The organism is Devosia soli (genome assembly GCF_000970455.1).
Taxonomy (GTDB): Bacteria; Pseudomonadota; Alphaproteobacteria; order Rhizobiales; family Devosiaceae; genus Devosia; species Devosia soli.
In genome coordinates, this window is record NZ_LAJG01000014.1 from 522,719 (window position 1) to 539,371 (window position 16,653).

The window sequence follows — 16,653 nt, forward strand, 5'->3', positions numbered from 1 at the left end:
CTTGATCATGGCGCGCGGCGGTCTTTCCAGCGGAAATGCCAAGGCGCGCCGGATTCATTTGCCGATGCCTTTGGAGGCGAGACGACATGGATAAGATCCCGATGACCGTGCAGGGTCACAAGGCCCTGACTGCAGAATTCGAGCACCGCACCAGCAACGAGCGTCGTCGCATCATCGACGCTATTGCGGAAGCCCGCGCCCATGGCGATCTGTCCGAAAATGCCGAATACTCGGCCGCCAAGGAGCAGCAGAGCCTCAACGAAGGCCGCATCAAGGAACTCGAGACCATTCTGGCGCTCGCCGACATCATCGATGTCACCAAGCTGTCCGGCAAATCCGTCAAGTTCGGCGCCACTGTCACCTATGTCGACGAAGATACCGAAGAAGAAAAGACCTTCCAGGTCGTGGGCGACCCCGAAGCCGACGCTTCGGCCGGCCGCATCTCGATTTCCTCTCCCCTCGCCCGCGCCATGATCGGCAAGGCGGAAGGCGATTCGTTTGAGGTCGCGGCCCCCGGCGGCTCGCGCAGCTACGAAATCGTCAAGATCCGGTATATCTGACGCGCCGATCGCGCGTCCCGATCCAATATCCTGTGTCTTTCCGGCACAATCGCGGATCTTCGGACAGCGCACGAGAACGAGTGCCTTGAATCATATCCCCTTCGGCTCTTAAGTAGAGCCCGAGGGAGTTTTCCTTATTGTCGAGAGGCGTCGCGATGCACGCGAAAGTCGTCATCATTGGGTCCGGCCCGGCCGGCTACACCGCAGCGATCTATGCCGCGCGGGCAATGCTCGAACCTGTGATGATTCAAGGCCTTCAACCAGGCGGTCAGCTGACAATCACCACCGATGTCGAAAACTATCCCGGCTTTGCCGACGTCATTCAGGGCCCCTGGCTCATGGACCAGATGAAGGCACAGGCCGAGCATGTCGGCACCAAGATGGTCAACGACATCATTACCCATGTCAATTTCGATCGCCGCCCCTTCGTACTCACCGGCGACAGCGGCGACACCTACACTGCCGATAGCCTGATCATCGCGACCGGCGCTCAGGCCAAGTGGCTCGGCCTGCCCTCAGAGCAGAAATTCCAGGGCTTCGGCGTCTCCGCCTGCGCCACCTGCGATGGCTTCTTCTATCGCGGCAAGGAAGTGCTCGTAGTCGGCGGCGGCAACACGGCCGTCGAAGAAGCGCTGTTCCTCACCAATTTTGCCGAGAAGGTGATCATGGTGCATCGCCGCGGCGAATTCCGCGCCGAGCGCATTCTGCAGCAGCGCCTGTTCAAGCACCCAAAAATCGAAGTTCGGTGGCATCACGAGGTCGTCGAAGTTGCTGGCCAGGCCATGCCGCCATCGGTCAATGCCGTGATGCTCAAGGACAACGCGACCGGACGCGTCTATGAACAGAAGATCGACGGCGTCTTCGTCGCCATCGGCCACGCTCCGGCCACCTCGATCTTCTCCGGCAAGCTCGACATGAAGCCCGGTGGCTATCTGCAGGTCAAGCCGGGCACGACCCAGACCAATATCCCCGGCGTCTTTGCGGCCGGCGACGTGACCGACGATGTTTATCGCCAGGCGGTGACTGCCGCCGGCATGGGCTGCATGGCCGCGCTCGATGCGGAACGTTACCTTGCCGAACACGAACTTGCAGAAGCAGCGGAATAGGCTGCAACAGTATGTTCTGTGAAATGCGTAACTTCGTCATAATCCCTGCCCGACTTTTCGCTAAGTCGGGCGGCCTGCTGACTGGCTGACCGTTAACGAGAAAGCGTCAAGAACATGCTCGATTGGGACAAGCTCCGCATTTTCCACACGGCCGCCGAGTCGGGCAGTTTCACCCATGCCGCTGAAAAGCTGGGCATGAGCCAATCAGCCGTCAGCCGGCAGATCTCGGCACTCGAGGACGATCTCGGGCTCAAACTCTTTATTCGCCACGCCCGCGGCCTTGTGCTCACCGAAGTCGGCGAGCAGCTCTTCCGCACTGCGCACCGCATGCACTGGGAGCTGCAGCAGGTCGAAACCCAGATGTCGGAAAGTCAGGATGAGCCCACCGGGCCCCTGATCGTTACGACAACGGTCGGCATCGGCTCCACCTGGCTCTCGTCCCGCCTCGACGAGTTTCTCAAGCTTTATCCGCTGATCCAGCTCGAAATCCGCCTCAACGACTCCGAGCTCGACCTCGCCATGCGCGAGGCGGACGTCGCCATTCGTTTGCACCGTCCAAATCAGTCCGAAATGATCCAGCGCAAGCTGTTCACGGTGCACAACTACTTCTACGCCAGCAATTCCTATGTCGACGAACATGGCATGCCGCGCTCGCTTGATGATCTCGATAATCACCGCATCATCAGTTTTGGCGAGCCGGTGCCCTCATATCTCGGCGACATCAATTATCTCGAGCGGCTTGGGCGCTCGGAATCGAGCCCGCGCCGCGCTGTCCTCAAGGTCAATGCCATCTACGGCATGATGCAGGCCTGTCGGGCCGGCATAGGCCTTGCCATGCTGCCGGCCTACGTCACCGAAAAGGAAGACGGGCTCATCCAGGTCCTGCCCGAGGTCGAGCTGCCGGCCTACGAAGCCTATTTCGTTTATCCGCCGGCCCTCAAGAACTCCAAGCGCGTCGGCGTCTTCCGCGACTTCTTGGTCTCGAAGGCCAGGGAATGGAGCTTCTGAGGTCCGTCCTCCCCGGACTTGAATTACATAAAGCCACCCCGCCAAGGCGGAGGGCAGAGGCTGGTTTTCCCAAATCCCCCGCTTTCTCCCTATGAGCGCGCGCCCGAGGGTCTGGCGGGCCCGAAACCGCGAGTCAGCAATTGCCCCGCATCACCACTATCGCCTTCGACGCCGATGACACGCTCTGGCAAAACGAACAGTTCATCCGCCTTACCGAGCAGCGTTTCGCCGATCTTCTGGCGCCCTATACGGACACCCCGGACCTCAACGATCGCCTCGTCGCTGCCGTAACGCGCAACCTGCAGTTCTATGGTTTCGGCATGAAGGGCTTCACTCTCTCCATGGTCGAGACCGCCCTTGAGGTCACCGCGCACCGCGTCCCCGGCACGATCATCGCCGAGATCCTGGCCTCCGGCCGCGAACTGCTGAGCTATCCCATCGAAACCTTGCCCTATGTCGATCAGACGCTGGACCATCTCCAGTCGCGCTATCGCCTGATCCTTGTGACCAAGGGAGACATCTTCGATCAAGAGCGCAAGCTCGCAGCCTCAGGACTTGCCGAATATTTCAGCGCCATCGAAATCGTCACCGACAAGACAGTCGCCACCTATGAGCGAATTTTCGCCCAGCACACCGACGGCGCGGCGCATACCGTCATGGTCGGAAATTCATTGCGCTCCGACATACTGCCGGCCCTCGGCGCGGGAGCCTTCGCTGTCTATGTGCCACACGACCTCACCTGGTCGTATGAGCACGCCGAAGAACCAACGAATGATCCACGTTATCGCCGCGTCGAGCATCTGGGCCACTTCGAGACGGCACTCGCCGAATTTGCCGCGCTGGATTAGGCTGAGCGCCCAGGGAGGCAGACGACGAAAATTGGTATGACCATAGCCTGCGCGCCGCTTTTGCTGATGCCACTCGCGGCGCATGCGGCAGGTCCAGAGACGCCAGAGGCCTTCGGCCAGCTCTTTTGCAAAGCGAGCGTCGCTGGCGACATGGCTGAGGTTGAAGCCAACCTTACCCCGTGGTTAGCGGGTCTCATCGCTGAAGCCCGCGCAAGGAACGCCGCGGCAGAAAGGGCGTTCCCGGACGAAAAGCCACCGCTCGGTGATGGCCTTCCGTGGCGTAGTTGGCAAGACTATGCGGATGGCTGCGCCGTTGGGCCCGTGACCAAGACAGCTGATCGGGCAGGCGTCGAGATCCGGTACAGCTTCGCTTCCTCCCCTGATGCGAACTACACCGACAAACTCGTCCTCGTCCCGTCAAACGACACGCCGTCGTTTTGGCAACTCGACGATATCGAGCTGATCGACCAGACAACGATGCGCACAAATTTGGCAGCTGCTTTGCCCACATCGCCCAGCAATTAGGCTGCGTCAGCACGTCACACCGTGTGGCTTTGCCATTGAATTTGTTATGGTATTCGCTCCAGCATGCACAAAATGCATGCCTGACATGTCAGATACCTGGTTGGCGAATAAGCAAGCCGCCCATATATCGAGCACATCACAGCGCGGTTGTTTCTCCTCCTCCCTTGCATCGCGCTGCGTTCCCTCCTTCGGGTTTCGGCCCGACCCTCCTAATGGCTTCGCTCTCCCCTCGGGCGAAGCCATTTCTTTTTCTCCTTTCATCAATCCATGTTCTGGCTGCATCGGTGGGCGCGTCTTCCGCCGCTTTGCGCCGCGAGCCCTGCAAAAATGCATGGCTGACATGTCAGTCACGGGATTGCCTACTAAGTCAGTAGAGTACATATAGGGCGTGTCGCTGAGACGCGCTCCGAACTCCTCCTCCCTCGGACCCCGTATCGCGACACCGAGCTGCGGGTCTCTCCTCCTCCCTGACCCAAGGCTCACGGCAGACGGCATACCCTCCTCCCTTGCCTCTGCCCCACTTTCGATTTGGCTTCGGCCCAGTCATCAGGCCCCAACTTCGGTTGGGGCCTTTTTTTTCTGGCAAGCAACCGATCGAACGACCACTGATTGAAACGACACCGGTTTGGATACGCCTGCATCCGCCTCACCGCGTCCTTACTTGCACAAACAACGTTTCCGCTTCAGAACGCCGCCATTCCCTCTGCCCTACCATACAAGCTGCCCAATTTTTGGACAGATTGTCGCTGTGCCTAATGCATAGCTGGCATTCCCGCTCATGCATTGCTGACCAACGGGTCAAAATCTATATTCGGTCTTGTCGATGCGGCGCCGCTCCTTATCCTCCTCCCTAGGACCCGCGACGCTCGGCACCGGGTTGTAACCGAATCCTCCTCCCTCGGTTGTAGCCCACCGGTCTGACGCAAATCCTCCTCCCTTGCGTCCGGGCCATACTTTGCGATTTGGCTTCGGCCTTAAGCATTCAGGCTCCAGCTTCGGTTGGAGCCTTTTTTCTTTCCAATTCTGCATGGCAGACCTTCCGATTGCGCGTTTGTGTGCGCATCACCGGCGGCGGATAGTAGTGCGTGAAGGCGGTGTACGTGGTGCCCGCCCCTCCAAGGTCAGCGGCTTGCCGTTGTCCCCTGGCCCCACCCATCCCCTCGGGTGGGGCCTCTTCATTTCAGCAGCCCGACAGATTTGACCCGGCAAAAACTGCCGCTTGCTCATCCTCCGCAACTCAGAGCATTGATACCACTACGGAATTTTTCGGCATAACCCTTGCTTAACTCTCTTCAGCAAGGAGAATGCCCCTATGGTCGCCATAACCGCTGCCACCTATTACTCGGCCTATTCGACCACGAGCTCGAACCAAGCGACGAGCGCAGGCCAGACGACGGCCATGAGCGCTTCTGCCGCCGGCGCGGCTTCTTCCAGCACCACGAGTGCCGCAACCTCGATCACGCTCTCCGATGCCGCAAAGGCAGCCTTGGGGGAGCGGTCTTATGCAAGCGTTCTCGTCGACGCGCGGGAGAAGCTCACCGCACTCCTGGAAGCCGCCGGCCGAAAATCCCCGCTGCAAAACGGCGAGCTGGCGCTCGATGTCTCGAGTCTTGATTCCCGCGAGATTTACGCCATCGCCAGCGACAGCACGTTCACCGCCGATGAGCGCGAAGCCGCCAAGCTCGAAATGCAGCGCCGCATGGAGGCGGCCCTCGCCGGACCGTTGGCAATCGCCCGCGTCACTGGCAGCTACACCAACCTCTACACCGCCGCCGCTAGCTTTCTTGATTCCTTGGGGCCTGAAGAAAAGGCCAGCGACGACTGGAAGGCGGCGCGTGCGGCGGTTACCGAAGGCCTCAAGCAACTCGACAAGGATCCAAAAGCCTTGCCGGAAGCCGGCGAGAACGATCCGGTCGCAACTTATATCGACCTGCTTGAAACCCGCGGCGCGCTCGATCAGTCGATGGCGACGCTCGCCACCAATGCCCGTGCCGCCATCGACAAGCGCATCGCCGAAATCCACGCAGCGGGCCGCGTCCCTTCGTTCAAGGCAAATGCCGCAGCCGGCACCTATGTAGATCTCTCGGGTCTCTCCAGTCGATCGCTTTCCGCCATCGTGCTCGATGAGGAAGGCCAGTTTTCGTCCCAGGAAGTCGCCGCTGCCAAGGCGCAGCTGCGCAGCAAGTCGAGCGCTGTGCTCATGGCCGGGCTCAAATCGGCTGGCCAATCGAGCGACCCGACAGCCTTCAGCCAGAACGTCATATCTGCCTTTTCCTCGCTTAGCCCCGAGGAACGCCAGGCCGCAGGATGGTCCGACAAGCTCTATGAAGCCGCTGTCGCGAACTATTCGACCTCCAACAAGCTGCTCGAAATGTTCAACCAGCTCAGCTCCAACACCTCGGCCAACTCAAGCTCCGGCGGACTCGTGGGACTTTTGGGCTGAAGCCCGGCCGGAACAACGCCCTCCCCACCATCGTCATTATCGCCGGGCTTGTCCCGGCGATCCATCTCGCCTCCGCATCCGCCGACCTAAGTCACCATGCGGCTGCAGCAGCGCCAGAGCTCAGGATATTCCCGCGCAAAACTGCTGAATGCGTCGAACGGCCTCTTCCAGTTCCGCATTGCTCGCCGCGTAGCTCAGCCGGAAGTGTCCCGGCAGCCCAAATGCCGTGCCATGCACCAAAGCCACTCCGGTTTCCTCGAGCAGCCCCATGACGAAATCTTCGTCCGTGTTGAGCACCTTGCCACCCGCGCTGGTCTTGCCCAGGAGCCGCTTGCACGAAGGGAAAACGTAAAACGCGCCCTGCGGCGTAAGGCAGTCGAGCCCGGTATTGGCATTGAGCCCCTGGACCACAAGGTCACGCCGCTCCTGGAACACGCGCCGCCAATCCGCCAGAAACGCCTGCGGCCCATCCAGCGCTGCGACCGCCGCCCATTGCGAGATCGACGTGGGGTTAGAGGTCGATTGCCCCTGCAGCTTCGTCATTGCCGCGAGAAGCGGCCGCGGCCCCGTACAATAGCCGATCCGCCAGCCCGTCATCGCGTGCGACTTCGATACGCCATTCATTGTCAGCGTCCGCGCCTGCAGTTTCGGCTCGACCTGCGCGATCGTCGCAAATGTTCCGCCGTCATAGACGAGCACTTCGTAGATATCGTCGGTCAGGATGTGCACATGTGGATGGCGCAATAAAACGTCGGCCAAGCCCCGCAATTCCTCGGCAGTATAGGCAGCCCCCGTTGGGTTGGAAGGCGTATTGAGGATCAGCCACTTCGTCTTGGGCGTGATCGCGGCGTCGAGTGCTTCGGGCGCCAGCTTGAACCCTGTCGACGCGTCCGCGACCGCAAACACTGGCTCCGCCCCACAGAGCCGCACGATTTCGGGATAGCTGACCCAATAGGGCACCGGCACGACGACCTCGTCCCCCGGATTAAGCGTCGCCAATAAAGCGTTGAAGATGATCTGCTTGCCGCCCGAGGACACGAAGCAATCCGCCGCCGTGACGTCCAGCCCGTTGTCGCGCTTGAACTTGCGCGCCACTGCTTCCTTCAGTTCGGAAATGCCGTCGACATTGGTGTAGCGCGTCTTCCCCTCATCCATAGCCTTCTTGGCGGCGTCGCGCACATGTTCCGGGGTATTGAAGTCCGGCTCGCCGGCAGAGAGCGCAATGATGTCACGGCCCTCTTCTGCCAGGAGGCGTGCTTTCTGCGTGATCGCCATTGTCGCCGATGTGGCGACGCGTCCAAGTGCGTCCGAAACAAAAGCCATGCATGCCTCCGAAAATGCCGGTGGCATCAATAAGCATTCAGCCCGGGCCCGGCAACCGCTCAGTGCCGGAGCGTAGCGCGCTTCACACACCCAGCCCCGGAACCTTGCGCAGGACTACCCCCTGTACCCGCCAGCCCACATTGGGTTCATCAACCATCTGATAGACGGCCTCGTAAAGGCTCTGATCCTGGCCAACGAGATTGACCACTTGCAGCACCAAGCCGCCCTCGGTCTTCTCGAACCGCCCGAAATCGAATGAACGCGACTCGACGATCGGCCCATATCCTGATCGCAAAATGTCGCTCAAGAACTTGTTCGGATCATCATAGCTGCTGCGAAAGCCGGCACCCGCAAGATCCAAGGCGGCTCGTACCGAACCGTCCTTTAATGCGTCGATCTGATCGGTGACCACAGCCTGCCAAGGCGCGGTGTCCTCTTGAGCCATCGCGCCCCAACTTGACGCCATAAACACGATCGACAGAAAAATCTTTGCAAACAAGATCTTGGCCTCCTGCCATGCAACGGCGTCACAGTTTCGCCACCAAATCGTCAGGCCGTCACCCTATTGGGTCACAGTGGAACCCCATTTCCATGGTGTCCTGAGATCATTGCTAGTGAACTGCGAGACGCTGGTCCCATGTCTTTATCTACGTCCCCTGCCCGTAAAAGTTTCAAACGCCCTCTGGCGATTGTCTCCGGTATTCTTGGGTTCGCTGCAGCCGCCGCTGCCATCGCATCGACTGTCAGCCCGGCCGTGGCTGCCGATATCGCCGCTCAGCCTGATACGCAGGTCGCCGTGTTCATGGTCCCGGTCACGCTGCTGATCCTCGCTATGATGTTCGAGGTCGGCCGATCCGTCTGGCGCAATCACATTCCCTCGTCAGCACCTGCCCGCCGCCGCGTTGCCTTATCCACTGGCAATACGCCGCGCGCCGGCCGCTAAGGTGCGACTACTTCTTGCCCTCCAAAGCCTTATAGCCGGCCTATGCCGGCTTTTTTTTGTGTCCGCGTCGCACCGCGGCCAGCGATCCGTGACAGCACGCCTCGATGTTCGGCGCAAAAAGCAAACGCGGCGGGAAACACCCGCCGCGTTTAAAAATTTTGGCTCGAATAAACCCGCTAGTAGACGCGGATCGAAGAAAGGTTGCGAGCAAGATATTGGTGCAGCACCGGCTGGCTCTCGATGATCCGCTCGCAATAGGATTGGAAGCCGCGATCCCGGCACGCCGCTGCCGAAACGTTGCCGTTGATTTCGACCGACAAGAAGCGGTTGTCATAACCATAAAGCTTGAGGTCAGTGAAAACTTGGCCCGATTTCGCGCAGAGAGAAGCGCCGGTAAAATTGCGACCTTCGTAGAAGCACACGCTGCCCGGGCCGCCGGCAGGATAATCCGGCTGGATTGAAAAAAGCGGGCCTTCAGGCGTTTTACCGAAACCGACGCGCTCGCGGCTCGTCCAGCCGCGATCGGGGCCATTGTCCACGAGACACCAGTTCACCTGGCAGCGGAGAACCCGAATGGCGCTATTTTCCGCAACTTCACCGGAAACTTCGTAGGCCGCCCCCGGCCCCGTGCGCAGCGTCAAATCCTGCAGTGCCCAGCCGTGCGATCCGACATCGGAAAACGCAAAAGCCGGTATCAGCAAGGAAAGGCCGAAACCGACGGAAAGAACAGCGCGGAGAAACGACTTCATCACAGAATCCACCAAGCGAGACGCCGTGACACTATCTTATCGCTGGGGGCCGGCCAAGCCTTGGCGGTAAAGACAAAAACGGCGCCGCATCTCTGCGGCGCCGCTTTGATTACTGAACGCGAATGGAGGCGATGTAATCGTCGAAATCGTTGAGCGAGCTGGCGCTCGTCGTATATGTCCGGCAATTACGATAGCGTGGCTCGGAGCAGACCTGCACGGCAAGACCATCCTCGTTCTCGATCGAGGAGATCCGATCGGTCCAGGCGGCAAGATCGCCGACATTGTCGCCGCTCTCAAGACAGAAGCTCTCGCCGCGGAAACGGCTGCGATCATAAAAGCACACTTCGCCAAAGGTCGGCTGCGGTGGCTGCACTACCGGCGGGCGCGGCGGACGCGGCGGCTGCTGGTTGCCGACACCGATGTTCACGTTCGGACCATTGGGGCCGAGATTGAAGCCAAACGAGATACCCGGCTGACCCGGATTGACCGGAGCGCCGCCTGCGGCAGCCAGATACTGCGCCGAAATCCAGCCATCGGGGCCGGGCTTGGCGATATAGCACCAGGAGCCCTGACACTGCTGCACGTCGACCTGCTGGCCTCGGCGAACCGTGTCGACCACGGCATAGTTCGTGCCCGGACCCTGACGCACGTTGACGTTGCTGGTCACGGTGCCCGGAGCAGCCTGCGCAGCGGGCAGGAAGACGACCAGCGCAGTCGCTGCCACCGCAACGGCGGTGGTCACATTGAGCAGGGTTTTGCGGGTATGGCGGTTCATGACGTTTCCCTCTTAAACCGTGTCCGGATGTTTGACGCTCTAACGTGCCGGCACGGTAATTCTTTGCGATCAAGAAACGGCCCGGACAATCAAAGAGTTCCGGGCCGCTTCAGAATCAGGACTTCAATAGACTTCTAGCGAAGACACGCGACGATCGATGCCGCTCGGCAGGCGCGACGTGTCGCGACGCAGCGTCACGCAATTCCCATAGAGATTGTTGTCGGCGCAAAGATCGACCCGCGCACCGCCAAAAACCTCGACCGACCGGATGCGATCATTCCATTCGCGCGGCAGCCGCGAATACTCGTCTCCTTCATCGAGGCAGAACGATGCCCCGTTGAAATTGCGCTCGGTGTAGAAGCACGCACCTGCCTCCTCGTACACCGGCGGCTGGGGCCGGGGCGGCTGAGGCTGGGGCCACGGTTGCGGCTGCGGCCAGGGCTGCGGCTGTGGACGCGGCGGTTGCGGCTGGGGCTGGGGCTGAGGCTGAGGAGGTGGCGCGCTGAAGCTTAGTGCATTCTCGGCCATCCAGCCCGAAAGCCGGCCGCCCATGCCGCTGATCTGGCACCAGCCACTGCCGTTGCAATTGGCATCGACTGGCGTGCCCTTCGTGATCGAGCCGGCATATTGATATTGGGTGCCTGGACCCTGATAGAGATCGGTTGAGCTATTGGCAAAGGCCGGCGCCGCGTTGGCGGCGGAAACCCCGGCCAGCAGAGCAAAAGCTGTGGCAGCAGCGACGAAAATGGATTTCATGGGATCAGCCCTCCGGGCATAGTCTCAGGTGTGGCGCCAGTTCTCGCGCACGCTGCCTGAACGCAGGCTGAATGGGAAAGTTTCAGTCGCGCGGTATGGGCCGCTTCTGCCCGTCTTCGTCGAGCGAAACATAGACGAACCGCGCTTCCGTCACCTTCTTCCGATCATCGAGCCGGTTGCGCCGCACCCACGCTTCAAGCCCGATGGTGATCGACGTGTTCCCCACCTTTTCCACGCTCGTATAAACGCAAAGCACATCGCCAACCTTGACCGGCGCGATAAAGGTCATGGCTTCGACAGCCACCGTCACCACCCTGCCCTTGGCACGCTCGACGGCCGAAATGGCGCCCGCAATGTCCATCTGGCTCATTACCCAGCCGCCAAAGATATCGCCAGCCGGATTGGTGTCCGCCGGCATAGCGAGCGTGCGGATCGTGAGCTGTCCCTTGGGTTCTTTTGCAAGCGTTTCCATCAATCGGGTCCTTTCACTGGCCAGCGCCCCACCGCCTCTTCCCAATGTTTGCGGCAGAGCGAAAGATAGACCGATTTTTCGATCGCCACCTGATCGCCATCGGTAAGCACGCGTCCGTCCATGCCTTGGCGCACCACCATGGTCGCCTTGGCGCCACAGGTGCAGATCGTGCGGATTTCGCGCAACACATCGGCAATGGCCAAAAGCTCCATGGAGCCGGGAAACAGCTTGCCCTGAAAGTCCGTCCGCAACCCAAAGCACATCACGGGAATGCGGAGGCGATCCGCAACGCGCGCCAGCTGCCAAACCTGATCTCGCGCTAAAAACTGCGCTTCGTCTACGAAAACGCAATCGACCTTGGACTCTTCCTCGAAGTCGCGGATCGATTGATAAAGATCGTCGCCCGGCGAATAGAGTTCGGCCTGTTCGCTGATCCCGAGCCGCGACGAAATCAGCCCCACTTCGCCTTCCGCATAGAGCGCCGAGGTGTAAAGCAGCGGCCGCATGCCACGCTCGCGATAGTTATAGGCGGCCTGCAGAAGCAAGGTCGACTTGCCCGCATTCATCGCCGCATAGGAAAAATAGAGCTTGGCCATCGTCTGCCCCGAAAAGGTCCCCCCTTTTGGCGCAGCGGCGGCGCGGGGGCGAGGTCGATTCTGATCGCTCCACAAAAAAGGCCGCCCGCAGGCGGCCAGGCTTCACGCGGCAAAGGCCATCGGACCCTTGGGTCGCCTCGCGGTCCTGGGGCGTGCGAGGCGTCTCCGGCATGCATGGGGAACCCGGAGTCGGTGTAGGTTAAATCGCTTTGATGACGCCCTGATGACCGCCCTCGTTCAGCCGGCATTCAGGCAGCGGCAGTCAGTATCGCAGCATCGGTGGAGATTGTTGATGTTCCGTTTTACCCGTCATTTCGCCTTTGCTCTCGCAGCCCTCATCGCGGCGCCTGCGTTGGCCTCTCCCGCTGGCATCTGGGAGATCGAGATGCGCGACTCGCGCTACGAAGTCACCCTGTGCGGCGATGGCAGCCAGCTCTGCGCCAAGTTAATCTGGCTCGGTAACGGCGCAGACAATGCCGAGAACCTGCCATATCTGAACACCATGCTCATCGATCATGCGCGCCAGACCAAGCCCAATCAGTGGAAGGGCGACCTCAGCATCTATGGGCAGAAGGCCGGCGGCACGATCACTATGGTCGGCCCCGACCAGATCACGCTCAAGGGCTGTGTCGCTTTTATCGTCTGCCGTACGTACCAGATGTATCGTTACGCCGGCCAGTGAGCCTCAATTAGTCGATCGCGGTTCATGAACTTGGCGCCGGGCGATCAGTGCTGGCACCGTCTCGACCATGACGATCGCGAGAAACATCAGCGCAGCGCCAAAATAGCCGACAGGCGGCAGGCGGTCGCCCATCACCACGGCTCCGCCGAGCGCGGCAAAAAGGCTTTCTGCCGAAAGAATGATGGCCGCATTGGCCGGCGGCACATATTGCTGGCCCACGGCCTGGAGCGTGAAGCCGACCGCCGTCGAGAGAACCGCCGCGTAAGCCAATTGCATCCAGGTTCCGGAAATCTGGGCCAGTGTGGGCGCTTCGGTCGGCACCGCGATAAAGGCCGCCAAAGTTCCTGCCACGAGAAAACTGATTGCCGAAACAAAGATCGGCAGTCCCGTTTCGTTAGCCAAGTGCCCCAGCGTCAAGACATGCATGGCCCAGAACACGGCACTGCCGACGATCAGCCAATCCCCCGAATTGAAGGTGTGCAGCCCGCCCCCGTTGAGATAGTAGATGCCCACCAGCGCCAGCGGCACCCCGACATAAACGATCCAGTGCGGCCGCGATCGGAAAACGAAATAGCCGATCAGCGGCACGAAGAAGACATATAGCCCGGTTAAAAACCCGCCATTGGTCGCAGTCGTCGTCGAAAGCCCCGCCTGCTGAAGCCAGGATCCAAAAAAGAAGGCAAGGCACAGCACCGCGATGAGCGACCAATGCCGCGGTGTCAGTGCCACCTTCCGGCGCCGACACTCATATAGCGCCAGCGGCAGCACCAGAAGCCCACCGATTATATAGCGTACCCCGGCAAAGCTCAGCGGCCCGATGGAATCCATCGCCGACTTCTGCGCCACAAACGCAAAGCCCCAGAACATGGTGCACAACAACAGCAGCAAGGCAGCAAGTGGACGCGGCATTTTTTAACTCTTGTTTCCCACCGGCCGTCACCGGCGTGCTCTGTACTTTGATCGAGGCCAAGCGAAACGGCCTCGGGATTAGCCCGAGGCCGACGACCTGAGGCGTTGAATCACTCCCTAAAGCTCAGCATCCAAGGCCTTGATGAGATTCGAGATTTCCTCGGGACTCGTATAATGCACGAACGACAGCCGCAGGACGCCGTGTTGCGGATCGATGCCCAGTGCTTCCATCAAGCGCCAGGCGTAGAAGTTGCCCCCCGACGCCATGATCCCGTGCTTGGCAAGCCGCTTGGCAACGACCGCACCAGGCTCGGCGTGATGCACCGCAATGGTGGGGGCGCGAACCTCCGGATCTGCGGGTCCGATGAGCTTCACGTCGTTACGCCCGTTGAGATAGTCGAGCAGCGGCCGTGCCAAAGCAATTTCCTGCGCCCGCATTGCTGCGTGGGCCCGGCGGAACGGGTTGCCCTCACGACCGGCAATCTCCGCAACCTGTTCGAGATAATCTGCGATGCCGGCCGAAGCCGCGATCTGGGCATGATCAGGTCCCGCAGGTGTCAGTCGATAGCGCGGCTTGGCGTCATTGAAAAAATGCCCTTGGTTGGGCAACTGCGCCGCAAGTTCAGGCCGCACGGCCATTACGCCCTGATGCGGCCCATAGGTCTTGTAGGCCGAGAACAGATAGATGTCTGCGCCGAGTGCCTTGAGATCCGGCAATCCATGGGGCGCGTAGCTGACCCCATCCACCGCAAGCACTGCCCCAAGCGCCCGCGTCCGCTCGGCCACCGCCTCGACGGGATTGATTTCGCCCACGATGTTTGAACAGTGCGGCATGGCGACGAGCTTGACCTTGCCATCGAGCACTCGGTCGAGGGCTTCGAGCGACAGCCGTCCAGTCCCGCCGTCGACGTTCCACTCGCGCACCTCGATGCCGCGCGACGCCAGACGGCGCCAGGCGCCGCTATTGGCTTCGTGATCCTGGTTGGTAACGACGATCGCGTCGCCCTCTTTGAGCCAGCCGCCAAAGGCATGGCCCAGAACATAGCTGTTGGCGGAACTCGATGGCCCGAAATGGATCCAGTCCGCCGAAACGTTCAGCGCTTCGGCCATGCGCTCATAGGCCAGGTTCATGGCCTCCCCGGCTTCGATCGAAGCGGGATAGACCCCATAGGGCTGGACCTTGGTCGCGCGATAATAGTGCTCGAGCCGATCGAGCACCGTCTTGGCCGTATATGACCCGCCGGCATTCTCGAAAAACGCCTGACCTTGCAGGCTCGGTTCGGCGAAGGCGGGGAAAAGCGCGCGGATGCGCTGAGGATCAAGAGGCAGGGAGGTCATGTCGGGTCCGTCATCAGAAGCCCGATTGGTAGTCGACCACGCGACAAAAGCAAACCCTCCGACCCACCCGAAGGTCAATTCGTCCGGCAAGACGAATTTGGGTCGGAGGCCAGGCGAGCAAATGCTCTACCGGCACCGGCTGTTGAGAGCCGGGGTCTGGCGACAGGAAGGACCGCTTCGGGGCACAGGCCCCCTGTCGCTCATCGCTCCCCCACCGAAGGAATGCGGGAGCGGACTTAAGGCTTAGCCGCCGACGCCGTGACGCGGTCCACCCTTGTGGTTCGGGCTGCGCGGACCATCATCGCGACGACCCTGGGGCTGAAGCTGTGCCTTCTGCTCATCGGTCAAACTGTCGAAAAACGCCGTCACCGCTGGCTTCACGGCTTCAAGTGCCGTCACATGCGCCTTTTCCATGACGATGCGTGCATCGAGCCGGTCAACGAGGCTCGGCGGCGTCGGCGTTGCGCCTTCAGCCGAAGGCTGGGGCCGCAGGCCTTCGGTTGCCTTGGCAAAATCGTCGGCAGCTGCCAGCGCATCGGTCTTGAGCGTATCGAGCAGACCCTGCTGTTCCTCGGTCAGCGTCAGGCGGTGGCTGAGCCGGACAAGCGCGACCTCGATCGCCTCGCCGCCTCGGCCGAAATCGAGAAGGTCGCCCGGGCCACCGGGACGACGCGGGCCGCCGTCATGGCGCATCGGGCCGCCTTCCGGACCGGCTTCCGGCTGGCTGGCAGTGGCATCGGGAGCGGGCGGCACGGGCTGTGCCATGGCAGGAGCTCCGGCGGAAAGGCCGACTGCGGTCAGCATCAGTGCCGCCAGGGTCTTTTTGGAGATCGTGTTCATTGTCTTTCCTTGCATGGGAAGCCGGCACCACCGGCATGAACGCGACCATAGACCACACTGCCTATTGCTGAGATTGCGAGAGCATGAACACTTGGCAAGATCGGTAATGTTCGCCCTCAACCCCGTCACAAAATCGCAGCGCCAGATCAACTCGACCGGCCAGACCGGCAACCATCGGCGGCGACGGGTTTGCTTCCCCGGCATCATCGGGAGACGTCTAAACTCAACGGGTCAGCTCCGGCTGCGTCGCTGGCAAAGTGTTCGCGAAATCGTTATTATGGCTCCGCCGCGCGGATGTTGAGAGTCTACTATCCGCCCGGCTTTCGGGGGAAATCATCATGCCTGCAATTTCGCATCTCTTCTTTCGCGCCGGGATTTTGTTCCTGATCGCCGGCATTGGTCTCGGCCTTGCCATGTCGATCAGCCAGAACCACGACGTCATCGGCGCACATGCCCATATCAATCTGCTCGGTTGGGTCACGAGCGCCATTTTCGGCGGGTACTACGCGCTCAATCCGGCCAAGGCCGAAGGCCTGCTGCCCAAGATACACTTCTGGATCTATACCGTCGGCGTCGTCATGATGGGCGTTGCGCTCTATCTGCTGCTCAAGGGCAATACCGGTGCCGAGCCATTCGTCGCGATCGGTTCCTTGCTGACTGCCGCTGGCGTTCTCATCGCGGCCTATGTGTTCTTCGCGCCGGCCCATCGCGGCAGCGCGCGCATGCAGCCTGCCGAGTGATCGATCACGGCCGCCCGCTGTCAGCGAGCGGCCAACCGTT

19 protein-coding genes are annotated in these 16,653 nt (G+C 60.8%); 9 read left to right on the forward strand and 10 right to left on the reverse strand.

The genetic code is table 11. From position 1 onward, the window contains the following. The first annotated feature begins 86 nt into the window (after nucleotides 1-86). The 6 genes from greA to VW35_RS06620 all read left to right on the forward strand — a co-directional run bounded on the left by greA (nucleotide 87) and on the right by VW35_RS06620 (nucleotide 6,490). The gene (gene greA / locus VW35_RS06595; RefSeq protein WP_046142166.1) at nucleotides 87-560 is read left to right on the forward strand and encodes a transcription elongation factor GreA; all 474 of its coding nucleotides are present in this window, start codon (nucleotides 87-89) and stop codon (nucleotides 558-560) included. A 155-nt stretch (nucleotides 561-715) separates the two neighbouring features. Continuing rightward, a complete protein-coding gene (gene trxB, locus VW35_RS06600) occupies nucleotides 716-1,666 on the forward strand; it encodes a thioredoxin-disulfide reductase (RefSeq protein WP_046142167.1) in 951 nt (316 codons plus the stop codon). 114 nt (nucleotides 1,667-1,780) lie between these two features. Continuing rightward, nucleotides 1,781-2,674 carry a LysR family transcriptional regulator gene (locus VW35_RS06605; protein ID WP_046142168.1) on the forward strand — a complete coding sequence of 298 codons (894 nt, stop codon included), beginning with the start codon at nucleotides 1,781-1,783 and terminating at the stop codon, nucleotides 2,672-2,674. 140 nt (nucleotides 2,675-2,814) lie between these two features. After that, the gene (locus VW35_RS06610; protein ID WP_046142169.1) at nucleotides 2,815-3,522 is read left to right on the forward strand and encodes an HAD family hydrolase; all 708 of its coding nucleotides are present in this window, start codon (nucleotides 2,815-2,817) and stop codon (nucleotides 3,520-3,522) included. A 36-nt stretch (nucleotides 3,523-3,558) separates the two neighbouring features. Further along, nucleotides 3,559-4,047: a hypothetical protein gene (locus VW35_RS06615; protein WP_046142170.1), complete on the forward strand. Its 489-nt coding sequence runs from the start codon at nucleotides 3,559-3,561 to the stop codon at nucleotides 4,045-4,047. 1,312 nt (nucleotides 4,048-5,359) lie between these two features. Further along, complete coding sequence (locus VW35_RS06620; protein WP_046142171.1) at nucleotides 5,360-6,490, forward strand: hypothetical protein; 1,131 nt, start codon at nucleotides 5,360-5,362, stop codon at nucleotides 6,488-6,490. 120 nt (nucleotides 6,491-6,610) lie between these two features. On the opposite strand, the gene VW35_RS06625 is transcribed toward VW35_RS06620, so the two are convergent. Next, nucleotides 6,611-7,813, reverse strand: a complete 1,203-nt coding sequence (locus tag VW35_RS06625; RefSeq protein WP_046142172.1) for a pyridoxal phosphate-dependent aminotransferase — start codon at nucleotides 7,811-7,813, stop codon at nucleotides 6,611-6,613. Nucleotides 7,814-7,895: 82 nt separating this feature from the next. Then, entirely contained in the window at nucleotides 7,896-8,312 is a 417-nt protein-coding gene (locus tag VW35_RS06630; RefSeq protein WP_046142173.1) for a DUF4864 domain-containing protein, read from the reverse strand. 138 nt (nucleotides 8,313-8,450) lie between these two features. Here VW35_RS06630 and VW35_RS21265 point away from each other — a divergent pair, with 138 nt between their 5' ends. After that, a complete protein-coding gene (locus VW35_RS21265) occupies nucleotides 8,451-8,756 on the forward strand; it encodes a hypothetical protein (protein ID WP_152662506.1) in 306 nt (101 codons plus the stop codon). 176 nt (nucleotides 8,757-8,932) lie between these two features. Here VW35_RS21265 and VW35_RS06640 read toward each other — a convergent pair whose 3' ends face one another. The 5 genes from VW35_RS06640 to VW35_RS06660 form a co-directional block, all read right to left on the reverse strand. Continuing rightward, on the reverse strand, nucleotides 8,933-9,505 hold the full coding sequence (locus VW35_RS06640; RefSeq protein ID WP_046142175.1) for an SH3 domain-containing protein: 573 nt from the start codon (nucleotides 9,503-9,505) through the stop codon (nucleotides 8,933-8,935). 109 nt (nucleotides 9,506-9,614) lie between these two features. After that, the gene (locus VW35_RS20485; protein WP_052951547.1) at nucleotides 9,615-10,280 is read right to left on the reverse strand and encodes an SH3 domain-containing protein; all 666 of its coding nucleotides are present in this window, start codon (nucleotides 10,278-10,280) and stop codon (nucleotides 9,615-9,617) included. Nucleotides 10,281-10,403: 123 nt separating this feature from the next. After that, nucleotides 10,404-11,036 (reverse strand): beta/gamma crystallin domain-containing protein, encoded by a 633-nt coding sequence (locus VW35_RS06650; RefSeq protein ID WP_046142176.1) that lies wholly within the window; start codon nucleotides 11,034-11,036, stop codon nucleotides 10,404-10,406. Nucleotides 11,037-11,118: 82 nt separating this feature from the next. Beyond that, nucleotides 11,119-11,508 (reverse strand): acyl-CoA thioester hydrolase YciA, encoded by a 390-nt coding sequence (gene yciA / locus VW35_RS06655; protein WP_046142177.1) that lies wholly within the window; start codon nucleotides 11,506-11,508, stop codon nucleotides 11,119-11,121. Then, complete coding sequence (locus VW35_RS06660; RefSeq protein ID WP_046142178.1) at nucleotides 11,508-12,104, reverse strand: thymidine kinase; 597 nt, start codon at nucleotides 12,102-12,104, stop codon at nucleotides 11,508-11,510. Before VW35_RS06660 ends, yciA begins: the two co-directional genes overlap by 1 nt. Nucleotides 12,105-12,396: 292 nt before the next feature. Here VW35_RS06660 and VW35_RS06665 point away from each other — a divergent pair, with 292 nt between their 5' ends. Continuing rightward, a complete protein-coding gene (locus VW35_RS06665; RefSeq protein WP_046142179.1) occupies nucleotides 12,397-12,786 on the forward strand; it encodes a DUF2147 domain-containing protein in 390 nt (129 codons plus the stop codon). A gap of 3 nt (nucleotides 12,787-12,789) precedes the next feature. Here VW35_RS06665 and VW35_RS06670 read toward each other — a convergent pair whose 3' ends face one another. The 3 genes from VW35_RS06670 to VW35_RS06680 form a co-directional block, all read right to left on the reverse strand. Then, nucleotides 12,790-13,695 (reverse strand): DMT family transporter, encoded by a 906-nt coding sequence (locus VW35_RS06670; RefSeq protein WP_046142180.1) that lies wholly within the window; start codon nucleotides 13,693-13,695, stop codon nucleotides 12,790-12,792. A 117-nt stretch (nucleotides 13,696-13,812) separates the two neighbouring features. Then, nucleotides 13,813-15,033 (reverse strand): aminotransferase class V-fold PLP-dependent enzyme, encoded by a 1,221-nt coding sequence (locus VW35_RS06675; RefSeq protein WP_152662508.1) that lies wholly within the window; start codon nucleotides 15,031-15,033, stop codon nucleotides 13,813-13,815. A gap of 243 nt (nucleotides 15,034-15,276) precedes the next feature. After that, nucleotides 15,277-15,873: a Spy/CpxP family protein refolding chaperone gene (locus tag VW35_RS06680; RefSeq protein WP_046142181.1), complete on the reverse strand. Its 597-nt coding sequence runs from the start codon at nucleotides 15,871-15,873 to the stop codon at nucleotides 15,277-15,279. A gap of 338 nt (nucleotides 15,874-16,211) precedes the next feature. Here VW35_RS06680 and VW35_RS06685 point away from each other — a divergent pair, with 338 nt between their 5' ends. After that, nucleotides 16,212-16,613, forward strand: a complete 402-nt coding sequence (locus VW35_RS06685; protein ID WP_046142182.1) for a hypothetical protein — start codon at nucleotides 16,212-16,214, stop codon at nucleotides 16,611-16,613. Nucleotides 16,614-16,653 lie beyond the last annotated feature (40 nt).

What these genes read in the sequence shown, in the direction of transcription:
- greA (WP_046142166.1), top strand. Translation starts at nt 87, where the DNA reads ATGGATAAGATCCCGATGACCGTGCAGGGTCACAAGGCCCTGACTGCA.
- trxB (WP_046142167.1), top strand. Translation starts at nt 716, where the DNA reads ATGCACGCGAAAGTCGTCATCATTGGGTCCGGCCCGGCCGGCTACACC.
- VW35_RS06605 (WP_046142168.1), top strand. Translation starts at nt 1,781, where the DNA reads ATGCTCGATTGGGACAAGCTCCGCATTTTCCACACGGCCGCCGAGTCG.
- VW35_RS06615 (WP_046142170.1), top strand. Translation starts at nt 3,559, where the DNA reads ATGACCATAGCCTGCGCGCCGCTTTTGCTGATGCCACTCGCGGCGCAT.
- VW35_RS06620 (WP_046142171.1), top strand. Translation starts at nt 5,360, where the DNA reads ATGGTCGCCATAACCGCTGCCACCTATTACTCGGCCTATTCGACCACG.
- VW35_RS06625 (WP_046142172.1), bottom strand. Translation starts at nt 7,813, where the DNA reads ATGGCTTTTGTTTCGGACGCACTTGGACGCGTCGCCACATCGGCGACA.
- VW35_RS21265 (WP_152662506.1), top strand. Translation starts at nt 8,451, where the DNA reads ATGTCTTTATCTACGTCCCCTGCCCGTAAAAGTTTCAAACGCCCTCTG.
- VW35_RS06640 (WP_046142175.1), bottom strand. Translation starts at nt 9,505, where the DNA reads ATGAAGTCGTTTCTCCGCGCTGTTCTTTCCGTCGGTTTCGGCCTTTCC.
- VW35_RS20485 (WP_052951547.1), bottom strand. Translation starts at nt 10,280, where the DNA reads ATGAACCGCCATACCCGCAAAACCCTGCTCAATGTGACCACCGCCGTT.
- VW35_RS06650 (WP_046142176.1), bottom strand. Translation starts at nt 11,036, where the DNA reads ATGAAATCCATTTTCGTCGCTGCTGCCACAGCTTTTGCTCTGCTGGCC.
- yciA (WP_046142177.1), bottom strand. Translation starts at nt 11,508, where the DNA reads ATGGAAACGCTTGCAAAAGAACCCAAGGGACAGCTCACGATCCGCACG.
- VW35_RS06660 (WP_046142178.1), bottom strand. Translation starts at nt 12,104, where the DNA reads ATGGCCAAGCTCTATTTTTCCTATGCGGCGATGAATGCGGGCAAGTCG.
- VW35_RS06665 (WP_046142179.1), top strand. Translation starts at nt 12,397, where the DNA reads ATGTTCCGTTTTACCCGTCATTTCGCCTTTGCTCTCGCAGCCCTCATC.
- VW35_RS06670 (WP_046142180.1), bottom strand. Translation starts at nt 13,695, where the DNA reads ATGCCGCGTCCACTTGCTGCCTTGCTGCTGTTGTTGTGCACCATGTTC.
- VW35_RS06675 (WP_152662508.1), bottom strand. Translation starts at nt 15,033, where the DNA reads ATGACCTCCCTGCCTCTTGATCCTCAGCGCATCCGCGCGCTTTTCCCC.
- VW35_RS06680 (WP_046142181.1), bottom strand. Translation starts at nt 15,873, where the DNA reads ATGAACACGATCTCCAAAAAGACCCTGGCGGCACTGATGCTGACCGCA.
- VW35_RS06685 (WP_046142182.1), top strand. Translation starts at nt 16,212, where the DNA reads ATGCCTGCAATTTCGCATCTCTTCTTTCGCGCCGGGATTTTGTTCCTG.